General features: G+C 70.6%; 21 protein-coding genes and 1 pseudogene. 12 read left to right on the forward strand and 10 right to left on the reverse strand.

Annotation, left to right across the window (positions count from 1 at the left end):
- A complete protein-coding gene (locus OHS18_RS23990; protein ID WP_328449076.1) occupies window positions 1-990 on the reverse strand; it encodes an NAD(P)/FAD-dependent oxidoreductase in 990 nt (329 codons plus the stop codon).
- Window positions 991-1,392: 402 nt separating this feature from the next.
- Between OHS18_RS23990 and OHS18_RS23995 the strand changes: the two genes are divergently transcribed.
- Window positions 1,393-2,790 carry a class II fumarate hydratase gene (locus tag OHS18_RS23995; protein ID WP_328612477.1) on the forward strand — a complete coding sequence of 466 codons (1,398 nt, stop codon included), beginning with the start codon at window positions 1,393-1,395 and terminating at the stop codon, window positions 2,788-2,790.
- 57 nt (window positions 2,791-2,847) lie between these two features.
- Here OHS18_RS23995 and OHS18_RS24000 read toward each other — a convergent pair whose 3' ends face one another.
- Entirely contained in the window at window positions 2,848-3,873 is a 1,026-nt protein-coding gene (locus OHS18_RS24000) for an aldo/keto reductase (RefSeq protein WP_328612478.1), read from the reverse strand.
- Window positions 3,874-3,972: 99 nt separating this feature from the next.
- On the opposite strand from OHS18_RS24000, the pseudogene OHS18_RS24005 reads away from it, so the two are divergent.
- The 4 genes and pseudogenes from OHS18_RS24005 (at window position 3,973) to OHS18_RS24020 (ending at window position 9,699) form a co-directional block, all read left to right on the forward strand.
- Window positions 3,973-4,844, forward strand: a pseudogene (locus tag OHS18_RS24005) (helix-turn-helix transcriptional regulator).
- Window positions 4,845-4,895: 51 nt separating this feature from the next.
- Window positions 4,896-6,566 carry a PstS family phosphate ABC transporter substrate-binding protein gene (locus OHS18_RS24010; RefSeq protein WP_328612479.1) on the forward strand — a complete coding sequence of 557 codons (1,671 nt, stop codon included), beginning with the start codon at window positions 4,896-4,898 and terminating at the stop codon, window positions 6,564-6,566.
- A 40-nt stretch (window positions 6,567-6,606) separates the two neighbouring features.
- Complete coding sequence (locus tag OHS18_RS24015; RefSeq protein ID WP_328612480.1) at window positions 6,607-8,139, forward strand: ATP-dependent DNA ligase; 1,533 nt, start codon at window positions 6,607-6,609, stop codon at window positions 8,137-8,139.
- Window positions 8,140-8,406: 267 nt separating this feature from the next.
- The gene (locus OHS18_RS24020) at window positions 8,407-9,699 is read left to right on the forward strand and encodes a S53 family peptidase (protein WP_328612481.1); all 1,293 of its coding nucleotides are present in this window, start codon (window positions 8,407-8,409) and stop codon (window positions 9,697-9,699) included.
- A gap of 63 nt (window positions 9,700-9,762) precedes the next feature.
- Here OHS18_RS24020 and OHS18_RS24025 read toward each other — a convergent pair whose 3' ends face one another.
- On the reverse strand, window positions 9,763-9,957 hold the full coding sequence (locus tag OHS18_RS24025; RefSeq protein ID WP_328612482.1) for a hypothetical protein: 195 nt from the start codon (window positions 9,955-9,957) through the stop codon (window positions 9,763-9,765).
- Between the two features lie 256 nt (window positions 9,958-10,213).
- Between OHS18_RS24025 and OHS18_RS24030 the strand changes: the two genes are divergently transcribed.
- Window positions 10,214-10,888 (forward strand): Pr6Pr family membrane protein, encoded by a 675-nt coding sequence (locus tag OHS18_RS24030; protein WP_328612483.1) that lies wholly within the window; start codon window positions 10,214-10,216, stop codon window positions 10,886-10,888.
- 30 nt (window positions 10,889-10,918) lie between these two features.
- Here OHS18_RS24030 and OHS18_RS24035 read toward each other — a convergent pair whose 3' ends face one another.
- Window positions 10,919-12,133, reverse strand: coding sequence for an NADH:flavin oxidoreductase/NADH oxidase family protein (locus OHS18_RS24035; protein ID WP_328612484.1), 1,215 nt, complete (start codon window positions 12,131-12,133; stop codon window positions 10,919-10,921).
- A 100-nt stretch (window positions 12,134-12,233) separates the two neighbouring features.
- Here OHS18_RS24035 and OHS18_RS24040 point away from each other — a divergent pair, with 100 nt between their 5' ends.
- Complete coding sequence (locus tag OHS18_RS24040; RefSeq protein ID WP_328449058.1) at window positions 12,234-12,857, forward strand: MBL fold metallo-hydrolase; 624 nt, start codon at window positions 12,234-12,236, stop codon at window positions 12,855-12,857.
- A 212-nt stretch (window positions 12,858-13,069) separates the two neighbouring features.
- On the opposite strand, the gene OHS18_RS24045 is transcribed toward OHS18_RS24040, so the two are convergent.
- Window positions 13,070-13,537, reverse strand: a complete 468-nt coding sequence (locus tag OHS18_RS24045; protein ID WP_328612485.1) for a DUF309 domain-containing protein — start codon at window positions 13,535-13,537, stop codon at window positions 13,070-13,072.
- Window positions 13,538-13,604: 67 nt separating this feature from the next.
- Between OHS18_RS24045 and OHS18_RS24050 the strand changes: the two genes are divergently transcribed.
- Window positions 13,605-15,044 (forward strand): GuaB1 family IMP dehydrogenase-related protein, encoded by a 1,440-nt coding sequence (locus OHS18_RS24050; protein WP_328612486.1) that lies wholly within the window; start codon window positions 13,605-13,607, stop codon window positions 15,042-15,044.
- A gap of 64 nt (window positions 15,045-15,108) precedes the next feature.
- On the opposite strand, the gene OHS18_RS24055 is transcribed toward OHS18_RS24050, so the two are convergent.
- A complete protein-coding gene (locus tag OHS18_RS24055; RefSeq protein ID WP_328449052.1) occupies window positions 15,109-16,401 on the reverse strand; it encodes a PhoH family protein in 1,293 nt (430 codons plus the stop codon).
- Window positions 16,402-16,634: 233 nt separating this feature from the next.
- On the opposite strand from OHS18_RS24055, the gene OHS18_RS24060 reads away from it, so the two are divergent.
- A complete protein-coding gene (locus OHS18_RS24060) occupies window positions 16,635-17,057 on the forward strand; it encodes a hypothetical protein (RefSeq protein WP_328449050.1) in 423 nt (140 codons plus the stop codon).
- A 66-nt stretch (window positions 17,058-17,123) separates the two neighbouring features.
- Window positions 17,124-17,375: a hypothetical protein gene (locus OHS18_RS24065; protein ID WP_326944344.1), complete on the forward strand. Its 252-nt coding sequence runs from the start codon at window positions 17,124-17,126 to the stop codon at window positions 17,373-17,375.
- A gap of 60 nt (window positions 17,376-17,435) precedes the next feature.
- Here the strand turns inward: OHS18_RS24065 and OHS18_RS24070 are convergent, their stop codons facing one another.
- Window positions 17,436-18,212: an isoprenyl transferase gene (locus tag OHS18_RS24070; RefSeq protein ID WP_256475555.1), complete on the reverse strand. Its 777-nt coding sequence runs from the start codon at window positions 18,210-18,212 to the stop codon at window positions 17,436-17,438.
- Window positions 18,213-18,325: 113 nt separating this feature from the next.
- Between OHS18_RS24070 and trhA the strand changes: the two genes are divergently transcribed.
- Window positions 18,326-18,967, forward strand: coding sequence for a PAQR family membrane homeostasis protein TrhA (gene trhA / locus OHS18_RS24075; protein WP_328459203.1), 642 nt, complete (start codon window positions 18,326-18,328; stop codon window positions 18,965-18,967).
- A gap of 493 nt (window positions 18,968-19,460) precedes the next feature.
- Here the strand turns inward: trhA and OHS18_RS24085 are convergent, their stop codons facing one another.
- The gene (locus OHS18_RS24085) at window positions 19,461-20,393 is read right to left on the reverse strand and encodes a helix-turn-helix transcriptional regulator (protein ID WP_328612487.1); all 933 of its coding nucleotides are present in this window, start codon (window positions 20,391-20,393) and stop codon (window positions 19,461-19,463) included.
- Between the two features lie 62 nt (window positions 20,394-20,455).
- Between OHS18_RS24085 and OHS18_RS24090 the strand changes: the two genes are divergently transcribed.
- The gene (locus OHS18_RS24090; RefSeq protein WP_328612488.1) at window positions 20,456-21,007 is read left to right on the forward strand and encodes a DinB family protein; all 552 of its coding nucleotides are present in this window, start codon (window positions 20,456-20,458) and stop codon (window positions 21,005-21,007) included.
- Window positions 21,008-21,046: 39 nt separating this feature from the next.
- Here the strand turns inward: OHS18_RS24090 and OHS18_RS24095 are convergent, their stop codons facing one another.
- On the reverse strand, window positions 21,047-21,520 hold the full coding sequence (locus tag OHS18_RS24095) for a carboxymuconolactone decarboxylase family protein (RefSeq protein WP_328449040.1): 474 nt from the start codon (window positions 21,518-21,520) through the stop codon (window positions 21,047-21,049).
- Between the two features lie 72 nt (window positions 21,521-21,592).
- Window positions 21,593-21,811 (reverse strand): hypothetical protein, encoded by a 219-nt coding sequence (locus OHS18_RS24100; protein WP_328449038.1) that lies wholly within the window; start codon window positions 21,809-21,811, stop codon window positions 21,593-21,595.
- Window positions 21,812-21,947: the final 136 nt, after the last annotated feature.

Consider the following 21,947-nt stretch of genomic DNA (forward strand, 5'->3'; position numbering starts at 1 on the left):
CTACTCGGCGTTGCTGGAGTGGCCCGGGAACAGGTGTGCGTCCGGGTCGAGGGCGACGGCGATGTTGTTGACGGCCGTCGCGGCCTCGCCGAAGCCGGTCGCGATCAGCTTGACCTTGCCCGGGTAGGCGGCCACGTCACCCGCCGCGTAGACGCGTTCGCGCGGGGTCGCCATCGTCGAGTCGACGGCGATGGCGCGGTGGTCGATCTCCAGACCCCAGCTCTCGATCGGCCCGAGGTCGGCGGTGAACCCGAGCGCGGCGACGACGGAGTTGGCCGGCAGCCGCTCCTCGCCGGCGGCCTTCACCGAGACGTGGACGGCTTCGAGCGCGCCGCTCGCGTCCTCGACGAACGCCGTGACCTCGGCGTCGGTGATGATCCGGGTGCCGAGCTCACGAGCCTGCCGGACGATCGACTCGGCGGCGCGGAACTTCGCGCGGCGGTGCACGAGCGTCACGCTGGCCGCGACGGGGTGCAGTGCGAGCACCCAGTCGAACGCCGAGTCGCCGCCACCGACGACCACCACGTGCTGCCCGGCGTGCGCCTGCAACGACGGCACGAAGTGCACCATGCCCCGGCCGAGCCAGCCGTCGCCGGCGGGCAGCGGACGCGGGGTGAACTCGCCGATGCCCGCGGTGATCAGCACGGCGCCGGCGCGGAGGGTCTCACCGCCGTCGAGGGTGAGTTCCACGCCGTTTTCGAGCGTCTCCAGCTTCTCGGCCTTGCGCCCCAGCAGGTAGGCCGGCTTCCACGGCGCGGCCTGCTGGACGAGCCCGTCCACGAGGTCGCGCCCCTTGACCGCGGCGAAACCGCCGACGTCGTAGATCATCTTCTCGGGGTACATCGCGGTCACCTGGCCGCCGGGCTCGGGCAGCGAGTCGACGATGGCCATCGACAGCCCGCGAAACCCGGCGTAGTAGGCGGCGAAGAGACCGGTCGGGCCCGCGCCGATGATCACGAGGTCGTAGGAGTCCCCAGAAGCTTCAGTCATGCTCGCTCCAGCCAGTGGTGGATGGCGGTGATCGAGAACACATCCGATCCTAGCCTCGCCGGACGCTCAAGGTGCTCGAAGCCACGACGCCGCCAGACGATGGTCGGGTTGTGGCGGGCCTGGCCGACGGCGCGAGCGGGTCTGTTCGCGACGCGCGCGGTGCGAACGGACCCGCTCGCGCCGGTTCGGTCCGGCGCGAAAGGGCCACTCGCGCGGGGCTGGTCGACACGGCACGAACGGGCCACTCGCACCGTGGGCGGCTCGAAAGGACCGTTCGCGCCTCCCTGCGGCCGTGCGCCAACGGCCCGTTCGCGACCGAACCGGCACCAACGGGCCACTCGCGCCGCAGGGGTGCGCAACGCCACCACGCGACAACCCTCGAACAGGTCCAGAATCGGTGTCATGGCTGACCAGGAATACCGGATCGAACACGACACGATGGGCGAGGTCCGCGTGCCGGTCGACGCTCTCTACCGGGCGCAGACGCAGCGGGCCGTGGAGAACTTCCCCATCTCCGGCCGGGGCCTGGAGCGCGCCCAGATCCGCGCGCTCGGCCTGCTCAAGGCCGCCGCCGCGCGCGTGAACCGCAAGCTCGGGGTGCTCGACGCCGACGTCGCCGACGCCATCGCCAAGGCCGCCGACGAGGTCGCCGAGGGCGCCCACGACGCGCACTTCCCGATCGACGTCTTCCAGACCGGCTCGGGCACGTCGTCGAACATGAACGCCAACGAGGTCATCGCCACCCTCGCCACCCGGACCCTCGGCCGCGACGTGCACCCGAACGACCACGTCAACGCGTCGCAGTCCTCCAACGACACCTTCCCGACGACCATCCACGTCGCCGCGACCGAAGCCGTGCTCAAGGACGTCGTCCCGGCGCTCGAGCACCTCGCCGGCGCGATCGAGACGCGCGCCGCGGAGTGGGCGGACGTCGTGAAGTCCGGGCGCACGCACCTGATGGACGCCGTGCCGATCACGCTGGGCCAGGAGGCCGGCGCGTGGGCGTCGCAGGTCCGCTTCGGCATCGAACGGCTGAAGTCCGGCCTGCCGCGCCTCGGTGAGCTGCCGATCGGCGGCACCGCCGTCGGGTCCGGGCTGAACGCGCCCGACGGCTTCGGCGCGGCCGTCGCGGCCGAGCTCGCCGAGGTGACCGGGCTGCCGCTGACCGAGGCCCGCGACCACTTCGAGGCGCAGGCGACGCAGGACAGCGTCGTTGAGACGTCCGGGCACCTGCGCACCCTCGCCGTGTCGCTCAACAAGATCGCGAACGACCTGCGCTGGCTGGGTTCCGGCCCCCGCACCGGCCTCGGCGAGCTGGCCCTGCCGGACCTGCAGCCGGGCTCGTCGATCATGCCCGGCAAGGTCAACCCGGTGATCCCGGAGGCGACGCTGCAGGTCGTCGCGCAGGTGATCGGCAACGACGCGGCCGTCGCCTTCGCCGGCGCGGCGGGCAACTTCCAGCTCAACGTCAACCTGCCGGTGATCGCCCGCAACGTCCTCGAGTCGGCCCGGCTGCTCGCCGCCGTCTCGCGGCTGCTGGCGGACAAGGTGTTCGACGGCGTCACGGCGAACGTCGAGCGCACCCGGCAGTACGCCGAAGGCTCGCCGTCGATCGTGACGCCGCTCAACAAGTACATCGGCTACGAAGAAGCCGCCGCGGTCGCGAAGCAGGCCTTGAAGGAGCTGAAGACGATCCGCGAGGTCGTCCTCGAACGCGGCCACGTCAAGGACGGCAAGCTCACCGAAGCCCAGCTCGACGAAGCCCTCGACGTGCTCCGCATGGCCCGCGGCGGCAAGTGAAGTCTCCGTGAGGTGTCGCATCTTTCCTAGGGAAAGTGACGGTTCGGGAGCGCGCGGCTACCGCCGGCGCAGGTGCTTGTCCGCCAGCGCCGGCGGGGTGTAGTCCTTCTCCGCCGGGTTCAGGTCCGTGCCCGGCGGGACGATCTCGTCGATCCGGTCCAGCACGTCGTCGTCCAGCTCCAGATCGGCGCCGGCCAGCAGGTCGTCGAGCTGAGCGGGCGTGCGCGGGCCGATGATCGCCGACGTCACGCCCGGGTGCGCGCGGACGAACGCCGTCGCCAGGTGCGTGAGAGGCCGGCCCAGGTCGTCGGCGATCTTCTTCAGCTGCGCGATCGCGTCGAACTTGACGGCGTTCTCCGGCAGCGCCGGGTCGAACTTGTGCGCCTGCAACGTCCGGCGGCCTTCGGACAGGTCCACATCGGACGGTTTCAGGTACTTGCCGGACAGCCAGCCGCTGGCCAGCGGGCTCCACGTGAGCACGCCCATGCCGTACTTCCGCGCGGTCGGCAGCACGGCGGCCTCGATCGCCCGGTTGAAGATCGAGTACGGCGGCTGCTCGGCGCGGAACCGCGCCAGGCCGCGCTTTTCCGCCACCCACTGGGCTTCCACGATCTGCTCGGCCGGGAAGTCCGACGACCCGATCGCGCGCACCTTCCCGGACCGCACGAAGTCCGTCAGCACCGAGAGCGTCTCCTCGATGTCGGTCGCCGGGTCCGGCCGGTGGACCTGGTAGAGGTCGACGTAGTCGGTGTCGAGCCGCCGCAGGCTGTCGTCCAGTGCGCGGGTCAGCCAGCGCCGCGAAAGGCCGCCCTGGTTGGGGTCCGAGCCCATCTGGAAGAAGCCCTTGGTGGCGAGCACGACGTCGTCGCGGCGGCCTTTCAAGGCCTTCCCGACGATCTGCTCGTTCTCACCGTGGGAATACATGTCTGCGGTGTCCCAGAAGTTCACACCGGCGTCGAGCGCGGTGTGCAGCATCCGGACGCCCTCTTCGTGGTCCGGGTTGCCCCACTGGCCGAGCATCATGGCGCCGAACGCGTACTCGCTGACCGAGATCCCCGTGCCACCCAGAATTCGTCGTTTCATGCCTCCACCTTGCGAGCGGTCCGGGGGCCGAGCCAGGCCGCGTCCCGCCTGGGTCCGGCAGTACCAGGCTGGACGTCGTGCGCCGGGGATACTGGGGGCATGAGTGACGCAGCCGAGCTCGGCGCTTTCCTGAAGGCGCGCCGTGCCGCCCTCGAACCGGACGAGGTCGGCCTGCCGCAGGGAATCACCCGGCGCCGGGTGGCCGGGCTGCGCCGCGAGGAGATCGCGCAGCTCGCGGGCATCAGCGTCGACTACTACACGCGGCTGGAGCAGGGCCGCGCGAAGAACGTCTCGGAGGCGATCCTCGACGCGCTGGCCCGCGCGTTGCGGCTGCGCCCGGACGAGGAGTCCTACCTGCGCAACCTCGCCGCGCCGAAGCGGCGTGACCGGCTCGGGCCCCAGCGGATCCGGCCCGAGCTGCAGCTGATGCTGGACGCCCTCCAGGCGCCGGCGTTCATCTTCGGCCGCTACCTGGACGTCCTGGCGTGGAACGCGCTCGGCGGCGCGGTCGCGTTCGACTTCGGCAACCTCGACGAGCGCAGCATGCCGAAGCTGTTCTTCCTGGACGAGCGCGCGAGGCAGCTGCACCCCGAGTACGACGCGGTGTGCCGCGAGCTCGTCGCGAACCTGCGCGCCGAGAGCGGCCGCCACCCCGGCGACCCGAAGTTCGCCCAGCTGATCGGCGAGCTTTCGCTGGCCAGCGCCGAGTTCCGCACGCTGTGGGCCGAGCACCACGTGCAGGAGAAGGCACAGGGCTGGAAGCTCATGCTCAACCCGGTCGTCGGCGAGCTGCGGCTGCGCTACGAGACGTTGCGCCTGCCCGACGACCCGGACCAGGCCTGGTGATCTACCACGCCGAACCCGGTTCGGAGTCCGCCCGCGCGCTCGGCCTGCTGGCCAGCTGGATCGCCGAGGCCCCCAGCGGTGAACGACCGGTGAACACTCGGCCGTCGCACCCCCACCGCGGGTGACGGCTGCCTACGCTCGTCCACCTGGGGAGTCGGGGGTAGAGGAGCGGCACGGTGGGCGTCGGCGCGACGATGCAGTCACTCGCCGAGATCCTCAGCTCGGATTCGGGCAGTCTCGTCCTGGGCCTCGCCGCGCTGGTCGCGATGGCCGCGCCGTTCGTGGACCGCTACTTCATCCGGCGCCGCCGGCTGGCGTTCCGGGTGCTCTACAACTCGAAGATCGGCCTCTCCCCGATCGACCTCCACGACGGTGAAAACGGTTCCGCACAGGCAGACCCGCAGCTGGAGCGCACCGCGCGGCTGCTGAGCCGGATGAGCGTCGTGGTGATCCGGGTCCGCAACACCGGCGGCTTCGACATCGCGCCGGAGGACTTCGAAATCCCGCTGTCGTTCACCTTCGGCAGCCGGATCGTCTGGGACGCGCGGGTGTCCGACGCGACCGACGACGGCCTGCGCCAGCACGTCCGCGACGGCCTGGAGTTCTTCACGCGCGACACCCCGCAGCGGCCGGTGGAAGGCGCGAAGCTGTCGAGGGTGCGCGCGTGGCTGCCCAAGCGGCTTGCCGAGACACCCGTGCCCGAAGCACCCGCGTGGCACGGCGTCCGGTTCGCCAGGCTTTCCTTGAAGCGCAAGGAAAAGTTCAAGCTGGTGGTCGTGCTCCGCGAGTCCGACGGGCATGACGGCGAGATCAGCAAGGAGATCGAGCACCACGCCCGGCTCGCCGCCGGCCGGATCAAGGACGACCGCAAGCAGCGGCGGGTCACCTGGCCGGTCGTCACCACGGCGGTCGGGGTGCTGCTGACCGGCGCGCTGCTGGCGACGCTGCTCGTGTCGTGGTCACGGCCGTCCGGCGAGACCGCGCTCTGCGCCACCGGGAAGCTGTCGGTCGAGGGCTCGAGCGCGTTCGTCCCGATCATCAAGGGCATCGCCGCCGAGTACCACGGCCAGTGCGACGGCGCGGCCATCACGACCCGCGCGACCGGCAGCGTCACCGGCGTCCGCGCGCTCGCGCCGGTCGACGCGGCGGGCCGGAACGAGCTGGCGGTGCTGTCGGACGGCCGGTCGGGCGAAGCGGGCGCGGATCTCGAGGCGAAGGCCGTCGCCGTGGTCGTCTACACGCTGGTCGTCAACCGCGCGGCCGGCGTCGACCGGCTGACGACCCAGCAGGTCAAGGACATCTTCGGCGGCCGTGTGCGCAACTGGGACCAGCTCCGGCCGGGGCCGTCGGTGCCGATCGGGATCGTCGGGCGCGGGCAGGAGTCGGGCACCCGCAAGACGTTCGAGCAGAAGGTGCTCGGCGGCGCGGAAGACCGGCTGACGTCGGACTCGTGCCGCAAGCCCGAGCGCGATCCGGCGGCGGCGACCACGCGCTGCGAGCGCGGGACGACGGCCGAGGTGCTCACCGAGGTCGGCGCGGTGCCGGGGGCGATCGGGTACGCGGACGTCCCGGCGGCGAAGGCGGCCGCGGCGAAGGACCGGCAGGTCGGCGTCGTGCAGCTCGACGGCCACTACCCCGACGTCACGACGATCGACGCCGGCTACCGGTTCTGGACCGTCGAGTACCTGTATACGAAGGGTGTACCCGACAACGGCAGCGTGCTGAAGCGGTTTCTGGACTACCTGGCGAGCCCGACCGCGCGGGCCGAGCTGCAGGACGCCGGGTTCGTGCCGTGCGTGGCCAAGGACGGCCTGCTCGACCCCGTCTGCACCAGGGCGGACATCTGATCACCGAGAAATTGTCGGTGGTCCGGGTCATGATGTCGGGGTGTTGCTCACCGAGATAGTCCGGGCGTCCGCCGACCTGGCGGCGACGAGGTCCAGGAAGGCGAAGATCGCCCTCCTGGCCACGCTGCTGCGCGCGGCCGAGGTCGCGGAGCTGCCCGTCGTGATCGCGTACCTGACCGGGCAGACGGCGCAGGACCGGCTGGGTGCGGGCTGGCGCACCCTGGCCGGGCTCGGCGCGTCGCCCGCTCCGGAGCCGGTGGTGACGGTGCTGGAGGTCGACGAAGCGCTGACGTCGGCGGCCGGTGTGGCGGCCGGCACCGGCTCGTCGACACGGCGGCAGGAGGTGCTGCGTGCGCTGTTCGTGCGGCTCACGAAGGGCGAGCAGGAGTTCCTGTTCCGGCTGGTCACCGGCGAGCTGCGGCAGGGCGCGCTCGAGGGTGTGATGGTCGACGCGGTCGCGGCGGCGGCCGACGTCCCGGCCGTGGACGTCCGGCGGGCGTTCATGCTGTCCGGCAAGCTGCCGACCACCGGCGTCGCGGCGCTGACCGGCGGGCAGGCGGCGCTGGCGGAGTTCCGGCTGACCCTGGGCACGCCGATCCGGCCGATGCTGGCGTCGCCGGCGGAGTCGCTGGAAGAGGCCGTCACCGAGCACGCCGAGGCGATCGTCGAGTACAAGATGGACGGTGCGCGGATCCAGGTGCACCGCCAAGGTGACGAGGTGCACGTCTGGACGCGGACGCTGCGCGAGATCACCGGCAGCGTGCAGGAGCTGGTCGAACTCGTGCGGGCGCTGCCGTGCGAATCGGTGGTGCTCGACGGCGAGACCCTGGCGCTGACCGACGCCGGGCGACCGCGGCCGTTCCAGGACACGATGAGCCGGTTCGGCAGCACCCGCGAGGAGCAGGTGAAGGCCCTGCTGCTGCGGCCGTACTTCTTCGACTGCCTGCACCTCGACGGCGTCGACCTGCTGGACGCGCCGCTGTCCGAGCGCAACGCGGCGCTGCGCAAGGTCGCCGGGGCGCACGTGATCCCCGGCGAGGTGGGCGTTTCGCGCGCCGCCGAGGTGCTGGAGGCGGCGATGGAGGCCGGGCACGAGGGTGTGATGGTCAAGGACCTGGCGGCGCCGTACGCGGCCGGGCGGCGCGGGCGCGCGTGGCTCAAGGTCAAGCCGGTGCACACGATCGACCTGGTCGTGCTCGCGGCGGAGTGGGGCCACGGCCGGCGCACGGGCAAGCTGTCGAACCTGCACCTGGGCGCCCGCGACCCGGACGGCGGCCCGCCGATCATGGTGGGCAAGACCTTCAAGGGCATGACCGACGAGCTGCTCGCCTGGCAGACGGCGACGTTCCAGGAGATCGAGACCCACCGCGACGACTGGACGGTGTACGTCCGCCCGGAGGTCGTGGTGGAGATCGAGCTGGACAGCGCCCAGGTCAGCACGCGCTACCCGGGCGGCCTCGCGCTGCGCTTCGCCCGGGTGGTCCGCTACCGCCCGGACAAGGGAGCCGCCGACGCGGACACGATCGACACCGTCCGCGGCCTGCTGCAAGGCGACCGCTCGGAAGGAGCCTGACCACGAGTCGTCCGTCCAGGTACGCGAGTCGTCCTCCCAGGTACGCGAGTCGTCCTCCCAGGTACGCGAGTCGTCCGTCCAGGTACGCGAGTCGTCCGTCTGCCCCGAACCGCTCTCGAAAGGGAGGCTGAAACGAAAGTATCGATCACGACATCGAGCGTCTTCGCGGTGCTTTCCTCCTAAAAGGAAAGACGAAAGTCGATGTTGCCTTCTCCCCGTCCTGACCAGAGTGGCTGACGGAGTTTCCTTCAGCCAGGGGAGAAAAGCATGAGACTGCGCGCTGCCGCCGGTTTGCTCGCGAGCACGACCCTGCTCGTGACCGCGTTCGCCGCACCCGCCGGTGCGACGCCCGTGCCGAGCACGCCGGACGCCGGGCACCAGCCGTCGAAGCACCACTTCTCGGCGGCCGCGCAGTCGTTCGTCGGCGCGGACACCGTGCAGAAGCGGGTCGCGAAGCTGGAAGCGGCGATGTCGACGCTGCCGAAGGAGAGCACCGCCTACAACGCGACGAAGCTCTGGAACAACGGCATCACCGGCGCGGGCAGCACGGTCACGACGCTGGTGTCGTTCGGCGACGACCAGGTCAAGCAGGTGCTCGACACCTACTCGAAGAACCACGGCCTGCCGCCGGCGAACGTCGAGATCCTGCAGCCGTCCGGCCCGGTGCCGGCGTGCACCGACCCCGGCGTCGACACCGCGACCTGCCAGGGCTGGGGCGGCGAGACCGACCTCGACGTCACGATGATGCACGCCCTGGCGCCGAACGCGAAGATCATCGTCGCGGCTACGCCCGTCGCCGAGACGCAGGGCTTCACCGGCCTGCCCGAGATGATGCACGCGGTCGACTACCTGACCGAGCACAAGCTGACCGACGTCATCTCGATGAGCTTCGGCACGACCGAGGAGAACTTCCCGTCGTTCGACTCGATCAAGACACTCGACCCGGCGCTGGAGCGTGCGAGCAAGGCCGGCATCACGATGGTCGCCTCCTCGGGTGACGACGGCCCGACCGGCGGTTACCTCTACGGGCCGGGCAACTACCCGTACCGCGTCGCCAGCTGGCCCGCGTCCGACCCGCGTGTCACGACGCTCGGCGGCACCCAGCTGCACCTCGACACGACCGGGGCCCGCACCAAGCCGGACGACGTCGTGAACGTCGCCGACAACGGCTTCTCCGAAGGCGCGGGCCTCTCCAAGACGTACGCGCGGCCGAACTGGCAGGACGGCGTCAAGAAGATCACCGGCAGCAAGATGCGCTCGTTCCCGGACATCAGCATGGAAGGCGTGTTCGGCACGTCGCAGTCCGCGCCGCTGTTCGCCGGTGTGCTCGCGCTGGCCGTGCAGGCCAAGGGCGGCAAACTCGGCCAGATCAACCCGGTGCTGTACACGAAGCTCGGCCCGGCCGGCGCCAAGGCGGGCATCGTCGACGTCACCGAAGGCGACAACAGCCAGGACGGCGTCACCGGCTTCACCGCGGCGAAGGGTTTCGACATCGCCAGTGGCTGGGGCACGGTCGACGCGTCGGTCTTCGTTCCCGCATTGGTGAAGGCACTCCGCTGACGCTTTAACCGAAACTGCGGCGATCCACGCCGCTTTCGACGCGGCCGTCTCCGACGGGACGAGCTACACGAAAGTGTACGCCGCGGAAATCAAGCAAAAGAACTTCATCGTTTTCCGCACCACCAGCGTCGGCAATTTCGCACTGGGTTTCCGGCCGGGGCAGACCGAGCTCGTGATCGTGCCGTTCGAGGAAAAGAGCGGCACGGTCACGGCGGGCACGCCGCCGACGATCACGGACACGAACCGGGCCTCGGTCAAGAAACGTGATCTTCAGGGCCGGTTCGTGATCAAGACGACGCAGGGCAGAGCTTCAAGCTCAGCCAGCTGCCGGTCGAGCAGAAGGCCGAGTACGAGGCGTTCACCACCACCCTCCGGGGCGCGCCCGGGTTCGGCGACAGCGATCCGCCCGGCGTGCGATCGACGTCCCGGCCGGGAACACGGCACCGGCGGGCCTGACTCGATCGAGTGGTCCACAAAGGACCCCACCGCGGTTACCAGCCGGTATCCTCCGGGGATGCACGGTTCGAAGCTCACGCGCACCTGGTTCGCGGTCACCGCGGTGGTCGCCCTGACCGGCCTGGTCAGCCAGGTGATCGCCACCGCGGGCGACACCACCGGTCAGTTCAGCGGCGCCGGCGCGCGGATCGCGAACCTGTTCTGCTTCTTCACGATCGACTCGAACCTGCTGGTCATCGTGACCTCGCTGATCGTCGCGCTGGGCGCCGCCCGCGTCACCGGGCCGTTCCGCGTGCTCTGGCTCGACGCGCTCGCCGGCATCATCGTGACCGGCATCGTCTACCAGGTCGCCCTCGCCGGCCTGTACGAGCTGCACGGGCTGCCGCTGTTCGCCGACACGATGCTGCACAAGGTGACGCCGATCCTGTTCGTGCTCGGCTGGCTGCTCGCCGGCCCGCGCGGCGCGCTGACCTGGCCGACGGTCTGGTGGTCGCTGATCTACCCGGCGGCGTGGCTCGCGTTCACCCTGCCGCGCGGCGCGCTCACCGGCTTCTACCCGTACCCGTTCGTCGACGCGGGCGCGCTCGGCTACGGCCGCGTGGCGCTCAACTGCGTCGCCATCGGCGTGTTCTTCACCGTGCTCGCGGCGGGCTTGTTCCTGGCCGACCGGTCGTTCCACCGCCGCGCGCTGCACCGGGCCGCGACCGCCGAGGCGCGGGCCGAAGCCGTCTGAGCTGCCCTAGTCGTCTGAGCCGTCCGACGGCTAACCCCGGACGCGGCGGAACGCGTTGAGCCCGTCGGTGAACCCGGCCTGCACGAGGGTCAGCGCCGCACCGCGCGAATCCACCGGCCGCCCGGCCGCGAGCCGGTGCATCTGCCGGGTGTGCCACTGGATCTCCAGCAGGCTGTCGGCGAGCCGGATGCCGGTCTTGGGGCAGCGCCGCTGCGCCTCGACGTCCTCGCCGGCCAGCAACCGTGCGGGCAGCCCGGGGTCGACGACCAGCGGCCGGCCGAGCCCGATGACGTCGAGTTCGCCGGAGCTCAGCGCGTCGGCCATCCCGCCGGGCGTGGTGAAGCCGCCGGTGACCATCAATGCGACGTCGGAGACGTTGCGCGCCTTCGCGGCGTAGTCCAGGAAGTACGCTTCGCGCGCCTGAGTGCTCGCGCGGCCCGAGCCCATCATCGCGGCCTTCTCGTACGTCCCGCCGGAGACTTCCAGCAGGTCCAGTCCCGCTTCGCCGAGAGCGTGGACGACCTGGAGCGACTCGTCCTCGGTGAAGCCGCCGCGCTGGAAGTCGGCGCTGTTGAGCTTGACCGACACCGGGACGTCGTCGCCGACGGCTTCCCGCACGCGCCGCACGACCTCGAGCAGGAACCGCCGGCGGCCGGCGGCGTCGCCGCCCCAGGCGTCGGTCCGCCGGTTGGTCAGCGGCGAGAGGAACTGGGAGACGAGGTAGCCGTGCGCGCCATGGATCTGTACGCCCGCGAAGCCCGCGTCGGCGAACGTGCGCGCCGCGACGCCGAAGCGTTCGACAATCGCTTCGATCTCTTCGCCGGACAGTGCTCGCGGAGCAGCGAAGGCGGTACGGACGCCTCGATCGCCGAAGGGCACCGCGGACGGCGCGACCGGACGGGACGACAGGTAGCGCGGGCTCTGCCGTCCCGGGTGGTTCAGCTGCACCCAGAGCTGCGTTTCGGTGCCTTCGACCGACCGCGCCCACGGCCGGTAGACGTCCGGATCGGGGCTGACGGCGACATTGCGCGGCTCGCCCAGCGCGCTCGGGTCGACCATGACGTTGCCGGTGATCAGCGTGCCGGCGCCGCCGCGCGCCCACGTCCGGTACAGCTCGGCCAGTTCGCGGGTCGGGGCGTTGCGCCGGTCGCCGAGCTGCTCGCTGAGCGCCGACTTGACCAGCCGGTTGGGCAGCACGGCGCCGCAGCGCAGCTTGAGCGGCTCGGCCAGCAGGTCCCGGATCATCGCTGCTCCTTCACGTCGACTTACCGGCAGTAAGGCTACCCGAAAGTAGATACCGACGGTATGTCAGCTGTGTCAGGCCCCGACCACTAGGGTCGGGCGCATGACGGCGATCGTGCAGAACCTGGTGACCTCTGGCGTCTTCGAGCTCGACGGAGGCAGCTGGGACGTCGACAACAACGTGTGGATCGTGGGCGACGACGCGGAGGTGATCGTGATCGACGCCGCGCACGACGCGAAGGCGATCGAGAACGTCGTCGGCGACCGGAAGCTCGTCGCGATCGTCTGCACGCACGCGCACAACGACCACGTCAACGCCGCCCCGGCGCTCGCCGAAGCCACCGGCGCGCCGATCCTGCTGCACCCGGCCGACCGGGTCGTCTGGGACCTCACCCACCCGGACCGCGCCCCGGACGGCGAACTGGCGGACGGCCGGACGATCACCATCGCGGGCACGGAACTGCGCGTGATCCACACGCCGGGCCACGCGCCGGGCGCGGTCTGCCTGTATGCCGAAGACCTGGGCGTCCTGTTCACCGGCGACACCCTGTTCCACGGCGGCCCGGGCGCCACCGGACGGTCCTATTCGGACTACCCGACCATCGTGAAGTCCATCCGGGAGAAGCTGTTCACGCTCCCCGACGCCACGAAGGTCCACACGGGCCACGGCGAGGGCACGAAGCTCGGCGCGGAGAAGTCCGCCTCGACCGGCTGGGACCAGCCCTGAGAAGCGGCGGCACTTTCACGTGAAAGTGCCGCCTCAGGCAGTGCGCTTCCGGGCGACGAGGGCGAACTCCTCGATCGCCCGGCCCAAGTTGCCGGCAGCGGTACGGACAACTGGTGGGAGGAAGACTCGGTCGAACGGATCTCCGCGCGGCGTTCGGTTTCAGCGGCGCGACCAGCGACGCCACCGCCGTGATGACCGCGGCCCCAGCGCGATCAGCACATCAGCCGCGGCGGGACGGGCTCCACCCGGACCCGCTGCTTCGCCTCTTCCACCAGGTCCCGCGCCCACCGCTGCAGCCCCGCGACGTCGATCTCGTAGGGCGGCTCGCTGCGGAACGGCTCGATGTTCGCCGCGCCGCGCTCCAGCAGCGACGCGGCGCCGGACGTGTTGCCGCGCGCCGCGTGTGTCAGGCCCACCGCGAGCTGCGCGAGACCGCGCCACAGCTCGCGGTCCGGGCCGTCCGAGGTCTTCCAAGCGTCCTCGAAGACCTCGTGCGCGTGGAACGGCTTGCCGTCGTCGAGCAGGTGCTGGGCCTCCGCAAGCGTTTGCGCCGGCGTCCGGACGATGCCCTCCGGCTGGCGCTCGACGCCGTCGGCGCCGTACGGCAGCGGGCGGCCGAGGCCGTCGCGCGGCCGTGCGTTGCGTGCTCGCCCCTCGGCGTCCCGGTCGCGGCGGCTCATGCCCCGATCCTCCCACGCACCCGGCCGCGTTCGCCGTCTCCTGCCGAGCCACGTAGCCTGGGGACTCGTGCGTTTCCTCGACGGCCACCGGCCCGCCCACGACCTGACCTACGACGACGTGTTCCTGTTGCCGAACCGTTCGGACGTGGAGTCCCGCTTCGACGTCGACCTGTCCACCGCGGACGGCACCGGCGCCACCATCCCGATCGTCGTGGCGAACATGACCGCCGTCGCCGGCCGCCGGATGGCCGAGACCGTCGCCCGCCGCGGTGGCCTGGTGGTGCTGCCCCAGGACGTCGACAGCGCGGCCGTCGCCGACATCGTCGGCTGGGTCAAGAGCCGCCACACCGTCTGGGACACGCCGCTGGTGCTGACCGGCGGCGACGCCGTCGCCGACGCCCTCAACCTGGTCCACAAGCGCTCCCACGGCGCCGTCGTGGTCGTGGACGGCGACGGCCGCCCGACCGGCATCGTCACCGAAGCGGCCTGCGCGAACGTCGACCGCTTCGCGCGCCTCGCCGACGTCGCGCAGCCGCCGACCGCCGTCGTCCCGCTGGACACGCCGCCGCGGCACGTCTTCGAGCTGCTGCACGCCCAGGGCGCGCACCTGGCGCTGGGCCTGGACGCCGACGGCCGGCTCGCGGGCGTGCTGACCGCGGTCGGCGCGTTGCGCGCCGACATCTACACCCCGGCGGTCGACGACGGCGGCAAGCTGCGTGTCGCGGCCGCCGTCGGGGTCAACGGCGACGTCGCGGCGAAGGCCGAGGCCGTGCTCGCCGCGGGCGTCGACGTGCTCGTCGTCGACACGGCGCACGGCCACCAGGAGAAGATGATCGCCGCGCTGAAGGCCGTCCGGTCGGTGTCGCCGCAGGTCCCGGTGGTCGCCGGGAACGTCGTCACGGCCGAGGGCACGCGCGACCTGATCCAGGCCGGCGCGGACGTCGTCAAGGTCGGCGTCGGGCCGGGCGCGATGTGCACGACCCGGATGATGACCGGCGTGGGCCGCCCGCAGTTCTCGGCCGTCGCCGAGTGCGCGGCCGCCGCGCGCGAGCTGGGCAAGCACGTCTGGGCCGACGGCGGCGTCCGCCACCCACGTGACGTCGCGCTGGCGCTGGCCGCGGGCGCGTCCGCGGCGATGGTCGGCTCGTGGTTCGCCGGCACCTACGAATCTCCCGGCGACCTGCGGTTCGACGAGCAGGGCCGGCCCTATAAGGAGTCGTTCGGGATGGCGTCGAAGCGTGCGGTGGGCGCACGGACCCGCACCGACGGTTCGTTCGACCGCGCGCGCAAGGCGCTGTTCGAGGAGGGCATCTCGTCGTCGCGGATGTCCCTCGACCCGGCGCGCCCGAGCGTCGAGGACCTGCTGGACTCGATCGGCTCCGGCGTCCGGTCCTCCTGCACCTACGCCGGCGCCCGCACGCTGGAAGAGTTCCACGAGCGGGCCTTGCTGGGCGTCCAATCGGCCGCCGGCTTCGCGGAAGGCCGTCCGCTCCCCTCGGGCTGGTAAACGCCGTGAGGGGCACCTTCAGGGCTTAGATGTCCCTGAAGGTGCCCCTCACGGCAGTTCAAGCTCAGCCGTGGTCCTCCAGCATTTCGGTGACCAGGGCGGCGATCGGCGAGCGCTCCGAGCGCGTCAGCGTGACGTGCGCGAAGAGCGGGTGGCCCTTGAGCTTCTCGATCACGGCCGAGACGCCGTCGTGCCGCCCGACCCGCAGGTTGTCGCGCTGCGCGACGTCGTGGGTGAGCACCACGCGCGACGCCGTGCCGAGCCGGGAGAGCACCGTCAGCAGGACGTTGCGCTCCAGGGACTGCGCCTCGTCGACGATCACGAACGCGTCGTGCAGCGAGCGGCCGCGGATGTGCGTCAGCGGCAGCACCTCGAGCATGCCGCGGTCGAACACCTCGTCCAGGACTTCCTGGCTGACCAGCGCGCCGAGGGTGTCGAACACCGCCTGCGCCCAGGGCTGCATCTTCTCGCTCTCGGACCCGGGCAGGTAACCGAGGTCCTGGCCGCCGACCGCGTAGACCGGCCGGAACACCACGACCTTGCGGTGCTGCCGGCGTTCCATCACGGCTTCGAGCCCGGCGCACAGCGCGAGCGCCGACTTGCCGGTGCCGGCGCGACCGCCGAGGGAGACGATGCCGACGTCGGCGTCGAGCAGCAGGTCGAGCGCGATGCGCTGCTCGGCGCTGCGGCCGTGCAGGCCGAACGCCTCGCGGTCGCCCCGGACCAGCCGGATGCGCTTGTCCGCCGTGATCCGGCCCAGCCCGCTGGAGCTGCCCGCGAGCAGCCGCAGCCCGGTGTGGCAGGGCAGCTCGGCGAGCTCGTCCATGCCGTACTCGACCGGGTCGACGGTGCCGCCGCCGAAGAGCGTGTCCAGCACGTCGTGCTCGACGTCCACGTCCGCCATGCCCGTCCAGCCCGACGGCGTGACGTCCTGCGCGCGGTACTCGTCCGCTTCGAGGCCCACGGCCCCGGCCTTGACCCGCAGCGGGATGTCCTTCGTCACCAGCGTGACCGCCGGGAACTCCGCCGCCAGGTTGAGCGCGCAGGCGAGGATCCGGTGGTCGTTGGAGTCGGTGCGGAACCCGATCGGGAGCACCGTCGGGTCCGAGTGGTTCAGCTCCACCTGCAGCGTGCCGCCGTGGTCCCCGATGGGGAGCGGCGCGTCGAGCCTGCCGTGCTGCCGGCGCAGGTCGTCGAGCATGCGCAGGGATTCCCGGGCGAACCAGCCGAGCTCCGGGTGGTGGCGCTTCGCCTCCAGTTCACTGATGACGACCAGCGGAAGCACGACCGCATGCTCGGCGAAGCGGGTCACCGCCCACGGGTCCGACAGAAGGACCGACGTGTCGAGCACGTACATGTGCTGCTGGGTTTCGGGCGAGGTCGAGGCTTTCTCCGGGCCAGGAACGGCACCGGTCGAAGAACGGCCAGAGGCCTTACGGGGTAAACGCTGCGCAGTCACGACGGCATCTCCCTCGAGGGCGTGTGCACCTCACGCCCGCACTCGCTGGGCCGGGCACCTCCCTGGCTGGACCACTCCGCCTGACGAGCTGTCAGGCGGCGCGGCCACGAGGGCCGGGTGCCGGCCCCCTCGTGCGTCTCGTGGGCGGCTGCGCCGCCCCCTCGATCACCGTCACGACCAGGGCCTCCCGCGAGGACCCGCACGGATCGCGTGCCCTCATCTCGGAAGGTACCCACGAATCGGTGATCGCGCAGGAAGCCAACCCGGTGATTCGCCAGATCGTCACCTCACTGTCGGTCGTCCGACATCAACGCCTGGTGACGGTGGCTCTGAGTAGTCGCCGTCTCGATCGATACCCACCCGCCCGGATGATCTTGGTCAATTCACTGACTCGGCGTATTTACAAGATCGGCTTCGGGGTTCTACCACGTTCGGTTGAGGAATGCATTTTGCGTAGCGAAGAGAGAACCGTACCGAGTGAAAGGCCCCGCATCGGGCTCACACAATGGGCGTACAAGACGTACGAGAAGCCCGATAAGCGAGTAATTTTTTGACTGCGGGACACACCACCGGTCCTCCGGTGCCCCGGATCCCAACAGTTCTATCTAGGAGTGTGCGAAGTGCTGAAGAAGGCTGGTTTCGTGGCCGCCACCGCTGCGGGCCTCATGATGATCGGCAGCACCGCGTTCGCCGCCACGACGGACGACCACGGCTACACCCCGGACCCGTCGTTCGGCGACGCCTACGCCACGTTCATCGAGGGTGGCGGCGCGCTCGGCTACGGCGCCGCGTCCCTGGTCGCCGGCGCCTACGCCGGTGTGCTGACCTCGCCGGCGCTGGTGCTGCACTCGCTGGAGCACCACCACCACTGAGTCAGGTCGCGCGCAAGGCCCCGGAGTCCGCTCCGGGGCTTTTCGCCGTGTCAGGGGTGCTCAGGAACCGAACCGGCGGTGCCGCCAGGCGTAGTCGCGGATAGCCCGCAGGAAGTCGACGCGGCGGAATGCCGGCCAATAGGCTTCGGTGAACCAGAATTCCGAATGCGCGGATTGCCAGAGCAGGAATCCGGAAAGCCGCTGTTCACCGGAAGTGCGGATGATGAGATCCGGATCCGGCTGCCCCGAGGTGTAGAGGTGCTCGGAGATGTGGTCGACGTCGAGGATTTTCGCCAGCTCGTGAATACTGGTGCCTTCGTCGGCGTGGTGGAGCAGCAGCTTGCGCACAGCGTCCGCGATTTCCTGGCGCCCGCCGTAACCGACCGCGACGTTGACCTCCATGCCGGTGCGCCCTTCGGTGCGCGCGGCGGCTTCGCTGAGTCGCTTGGCGACTTCGGCGGGTAGCAGGTCGAGCGCCCCGACGATCCGCAGCCGCCATTGCGTACCCGGCGCGGCGAGCTCGTCGGTGACGTCGGTGATGATCTTCAGCAGCGGCGTGAGCTCGTCCGGGTCGCGGTTGAGGTTGTCGGTGGAGAGCAGCCACATGGTGACGACCTCGACGTCAGCCTCGTGGCACCAGCTCAGGAAGTCCGCGATCTTCTTCGCGCCGGCCCGATGGCCGTCCGCGACGTCCGCGAAGCCCGCTTCCCGCGCCCACCGGCGGTTGCCGTCGAGCATGATGGCGATGTGCCGGGGATGCCGGCCGCGGGCCTGCTGGATGAGGCGCCTGCCGTAGGCGCTGTACACGACGTCGGACAAGAAGGAGCGAACACTCACGTCGAGGAAGACTACGCACCCGGTGTGAGGCGTGTGACTTGACCGCTGTCCGGGAACCTACGGTCCCGTAACCTGGTTGTGTGAGTGTGACGACGGAATCCCCAGAGCCCGTAGTGGACCTGCGCCCCCGCCTCCGGGGCCACATCCACTTCTGGACGTTCTTCGGTGCCCTCGCGGCGGCGGCGGCACTGATCAGCCTGGCCGCGTCCACAGTGTCCGCGATCGCCACTCTGGCGGTATCGATCTACGGCGTCACGATCCTGGGCCTGTTCGGCGTGAGCGCGCTGTACCACCGCCGGCTGTGGAGCCCCCGCGCGTACAAGTGGATGAAGCGGGCGGATCACTCGATGATCTTCCTGTTCATCGCGGGCACGTACACCCCGTTCACCCTGCTGGCGATGCCCAAGCCCACGGGCTACGTGGTCCTCTCGATCGTCTGGGGCGGCGCTGTCCTCGGCGTGGCGCTGAAGATGCTGTGGCCCCACGCACCGCGCTGGCTGGGCGTGCCGATCTACATAGCGCTGGGCTACGTGGCGGTGTTCGTCTTCCCGGAGCTGCTGTCCCACGCGGGCGTGGCGGCTTTGGTGCTGCTGTGCGTGGGCGGGCTGTTCTACACCCTGGGCGCGGCGTTCTACGGCTTCAAGTGGCCCAACCACTGGCCGGATACGTTCGGGTACCACGAGTACTTCCACGCTTGCACGGTGCTGGCGGCGATTTGCCACTACATCGCGATCTGGCTGGCCATGTACGCCTAGTGTCCTGAGTCGTTAATTCGTCGGCAGTAGGCGGCGACTGACTCAAGGATCTGATCAGGGGTGCGGGTCCGGACGTAGGGCCGAGGGTTGGTGTTCCACTGGGCGATCCAGTCTCGGATGTCGCGTTCAAGGGCCGTGACTGAGCAGTGGACACTGCGGCGGAGCAGTTTGGCGGTGATCTCGGCGAAGAACCGTTCGACGAGGTTGAGCCAGCTGGAGCCGGTCGGGGTGAAGTGCAAGTGGTACCGGGGTTCTTGAGCAGCCAGGCACCACGTGGACCTCGAGCCTGCGGACACGTTCTTGTCGATGGTGCGCAGGCACGCGAGGAACTTCTGGTACCGGTTCGGTGCCGTCGAAGTGGCGCGGTACCGGTGTGATCCCGACGCCGGACCGGTGCTCGCCTACCTCGACAGCATGTCCGATCAGCCGCTCACCCCGGAGCAGCGCGCCGCCGTCCGTGGGCCGTTTCTCATCCGGAGACACACCGTGCTCGTCACCGGGCAGCGGCCGCGGCGTACCTGGTGGCCAGTTCGGCGAACGCTTCCTTCAGCTCCGGCGGGCCGACCACCTCGATGTCCGCGTCGAACCGGCCGAAGGATGCCGCCAAGGCCGGCCATGACCAGGCGCCCATCGCCACCCGGCAGTGCGAAGCGTCCAGCGCCTCGACCAGTCCCTCGTGGACATACGGCGCCACCTCCGCGGCCGGCGCGGCGAGGATCACCTCGCCCTGGCAGGGCCATTCCGGAGTCGAAGATCCCCGGAAACGGGACGTCACGAAGGCGCCCACGTCGCCCAGCTCACGCGGCTTGAAACGCGGCCCGGTCGGCGTTCGCGGGGTGATGCGGTCCGCGCGGAACGTGCGCCAGTCCTCGCGGTCCAGGTCCCACGCCACCAGGTACCAGCGGCCTCCCCACGTGATCAGGTGGTGGGGCTCGGCTCGGCGTACCGCCGACGCGTAGTCGAACCGCAGGACCTCGGCCGCGTGGATCGCCGTGCTCAGGGCCAGCAACACCGCTGGGGACGCCTGGGCGGAAGAAGGGCGGGCGACTGCCGTGACCTGCAGGGTCGAGATGCGGTGACGCAGTCGCGAGGGCATCACCTGACGGACCGTGGTCAACGCTCTAGCCGCGGCCTCCTCGATTCCTGCTCCCGTCGTGACCGCCAGCTGGAGGGCTACCGCCAGGGCCACTGCCTGGTCGTCGTCGAACAACAGGGGTGGCAGTTCCGTGCCGGCGTCCAGGCGGTAGCCGCCGTCCGGGCCCTTGATCGCCGCTATCGGGTAGCCGAGTTCTCGCAGGCGGTCGACGTCTCGGCGGACCGTGCGCGGGCTGATCTCCAGGCGCTCGGCCAGCAGCGCTCCCGGCCAGTCGCGGCGGGACTGGAGCAACGAGAGCAACGACAGCAGGCGGCCCGAGGTCTTCGGCATGGGTTCCATGATGCCCCGAGAAGAGGACACTTCCTGGCCGCTACCCCTGCGAGGGTGGTCCTATGCCAGAGAACAACGAAACCGCCGACCTGATCGCCGAGCTCGCCGTCGCGCGGGCTGCCCTGACGAACACCGTCCGGGACCTCACCGACGAGCAGCTCGGCGAACACCCGACCGTCTCCGCCCTGTGCCTGGGCGGGCTGATCAAGCACGTCGCGACCATCGAGGAAGGGTGGCTGCGCTGGGCCGTCGAAGGGCCCTCGGCGCTGCGCTACGACCTGCCCGACGGCGTGACCTGGGCCGACTTCGCCGCCGGGACCGCTCGGGAGTACCCGCAGTGGGCCATCGATCACCAGAACGAGTTCCGGATGCTGCCCGGCGACTCGCTCGCCGGGATCCTCAAGCGCTACGAGGAGGTCGCCGCCCGGACCGCGGAGGTCGTCGCCACCGTGGACCTTTCGGCGACGCACCTCCTGCCGGAGGCGCCCTGGAACGAGCCGGGCGCCGTGCGCAGCGTGCGGCGGGTGCTGCTGCACGTCATCGCCGAGACCGCGCAGCACGCCGGGCACGCGGACATCCTGCGTGAGGCGCTTGACGGGCAGAAGTCGTCCTGACGCGCGGAAGGGGACTCGCGAGAGTCCCCTTCCCCCAGGTCAGGCCCACATTCCCGGCTGGTAGTCACCCGCCGGGTTGCGGACGATCACGTTCAGCCGGTTCCAGGCGTTGATCATCGCCACGAGCACGACCAGCGCGCCGACCTGCTCGTCGTCGAAGTGCTTGCGGACCTCGGCCCACGTGTCGTCGCCGACGCCGTGGTGGTTGTCCGCCAGGCGCGTGCCCTCCTCCGCCAGGGCCAGCGCCGCGCGCTCCGCTTCGGTGAACACCGTCGCCTCGCGCCACGCCGCCACCAGGTTCAGGCGCAGCGACGTCTCGCCCGCGTGGGCCGCGTCCTTCGTGTGCATGTCCAGGCAGACGCCGCAGCCGTTGATCTGGCTGGCCCGGATCTTCACCAGCTCCTGCGTCGCCTTGGGCAGCGTCGACTCCTCGACGGGGCGGGACGCCGCGACAAGGCGTTTGACGAACTTGCCGGCGACCTCGTTCTCGAACATGTCGAGCCGTGCATCCATGGTCTTTTCCTTCCCTCGTCCGGTTTCACCCCCTTGACGAAGCCGCGCGCGACGTTGTGACAGTGGCGCCGGTCACACGAACTGCTTCGCCGCGTCCCGGGCGGCCGCCGCGAGGTTGACCAGGAAGCGCGCGAACTCGGACTCTTCCGCGCGGTTGCGCGGCGGCGCGAGCGTCACCGTCACTTCGCCGAGCTTCAGCACCACCGCCGGCAGCGGGTGGTCCCAGCCGACGAACTGCATCACGGCGTCCGCGTCGGCCGGGACGCGCCACATCACTTCGCACTCGTCCATGCCCTGTCTTTCCCAGCCACCCGGGGTTACACACCTTCGCACCAACGCCGGGCCCGCGGATCGCGTCGCGGGCCATGGCTCTGACCTGCGGCGACACCTCGGACTTAGCCCGCGGGCGGTGCTTCAAACCCGCACC

Source organism: Amycolatopsis sp. NBC_00355, from assembly GCF_036104975.1.
Classification (GTDB): Bacteria; Actinomycetota; Actinomycetes; order Mycobacteriales; family Pseudonocardiaceae; genus Amycolatopsis.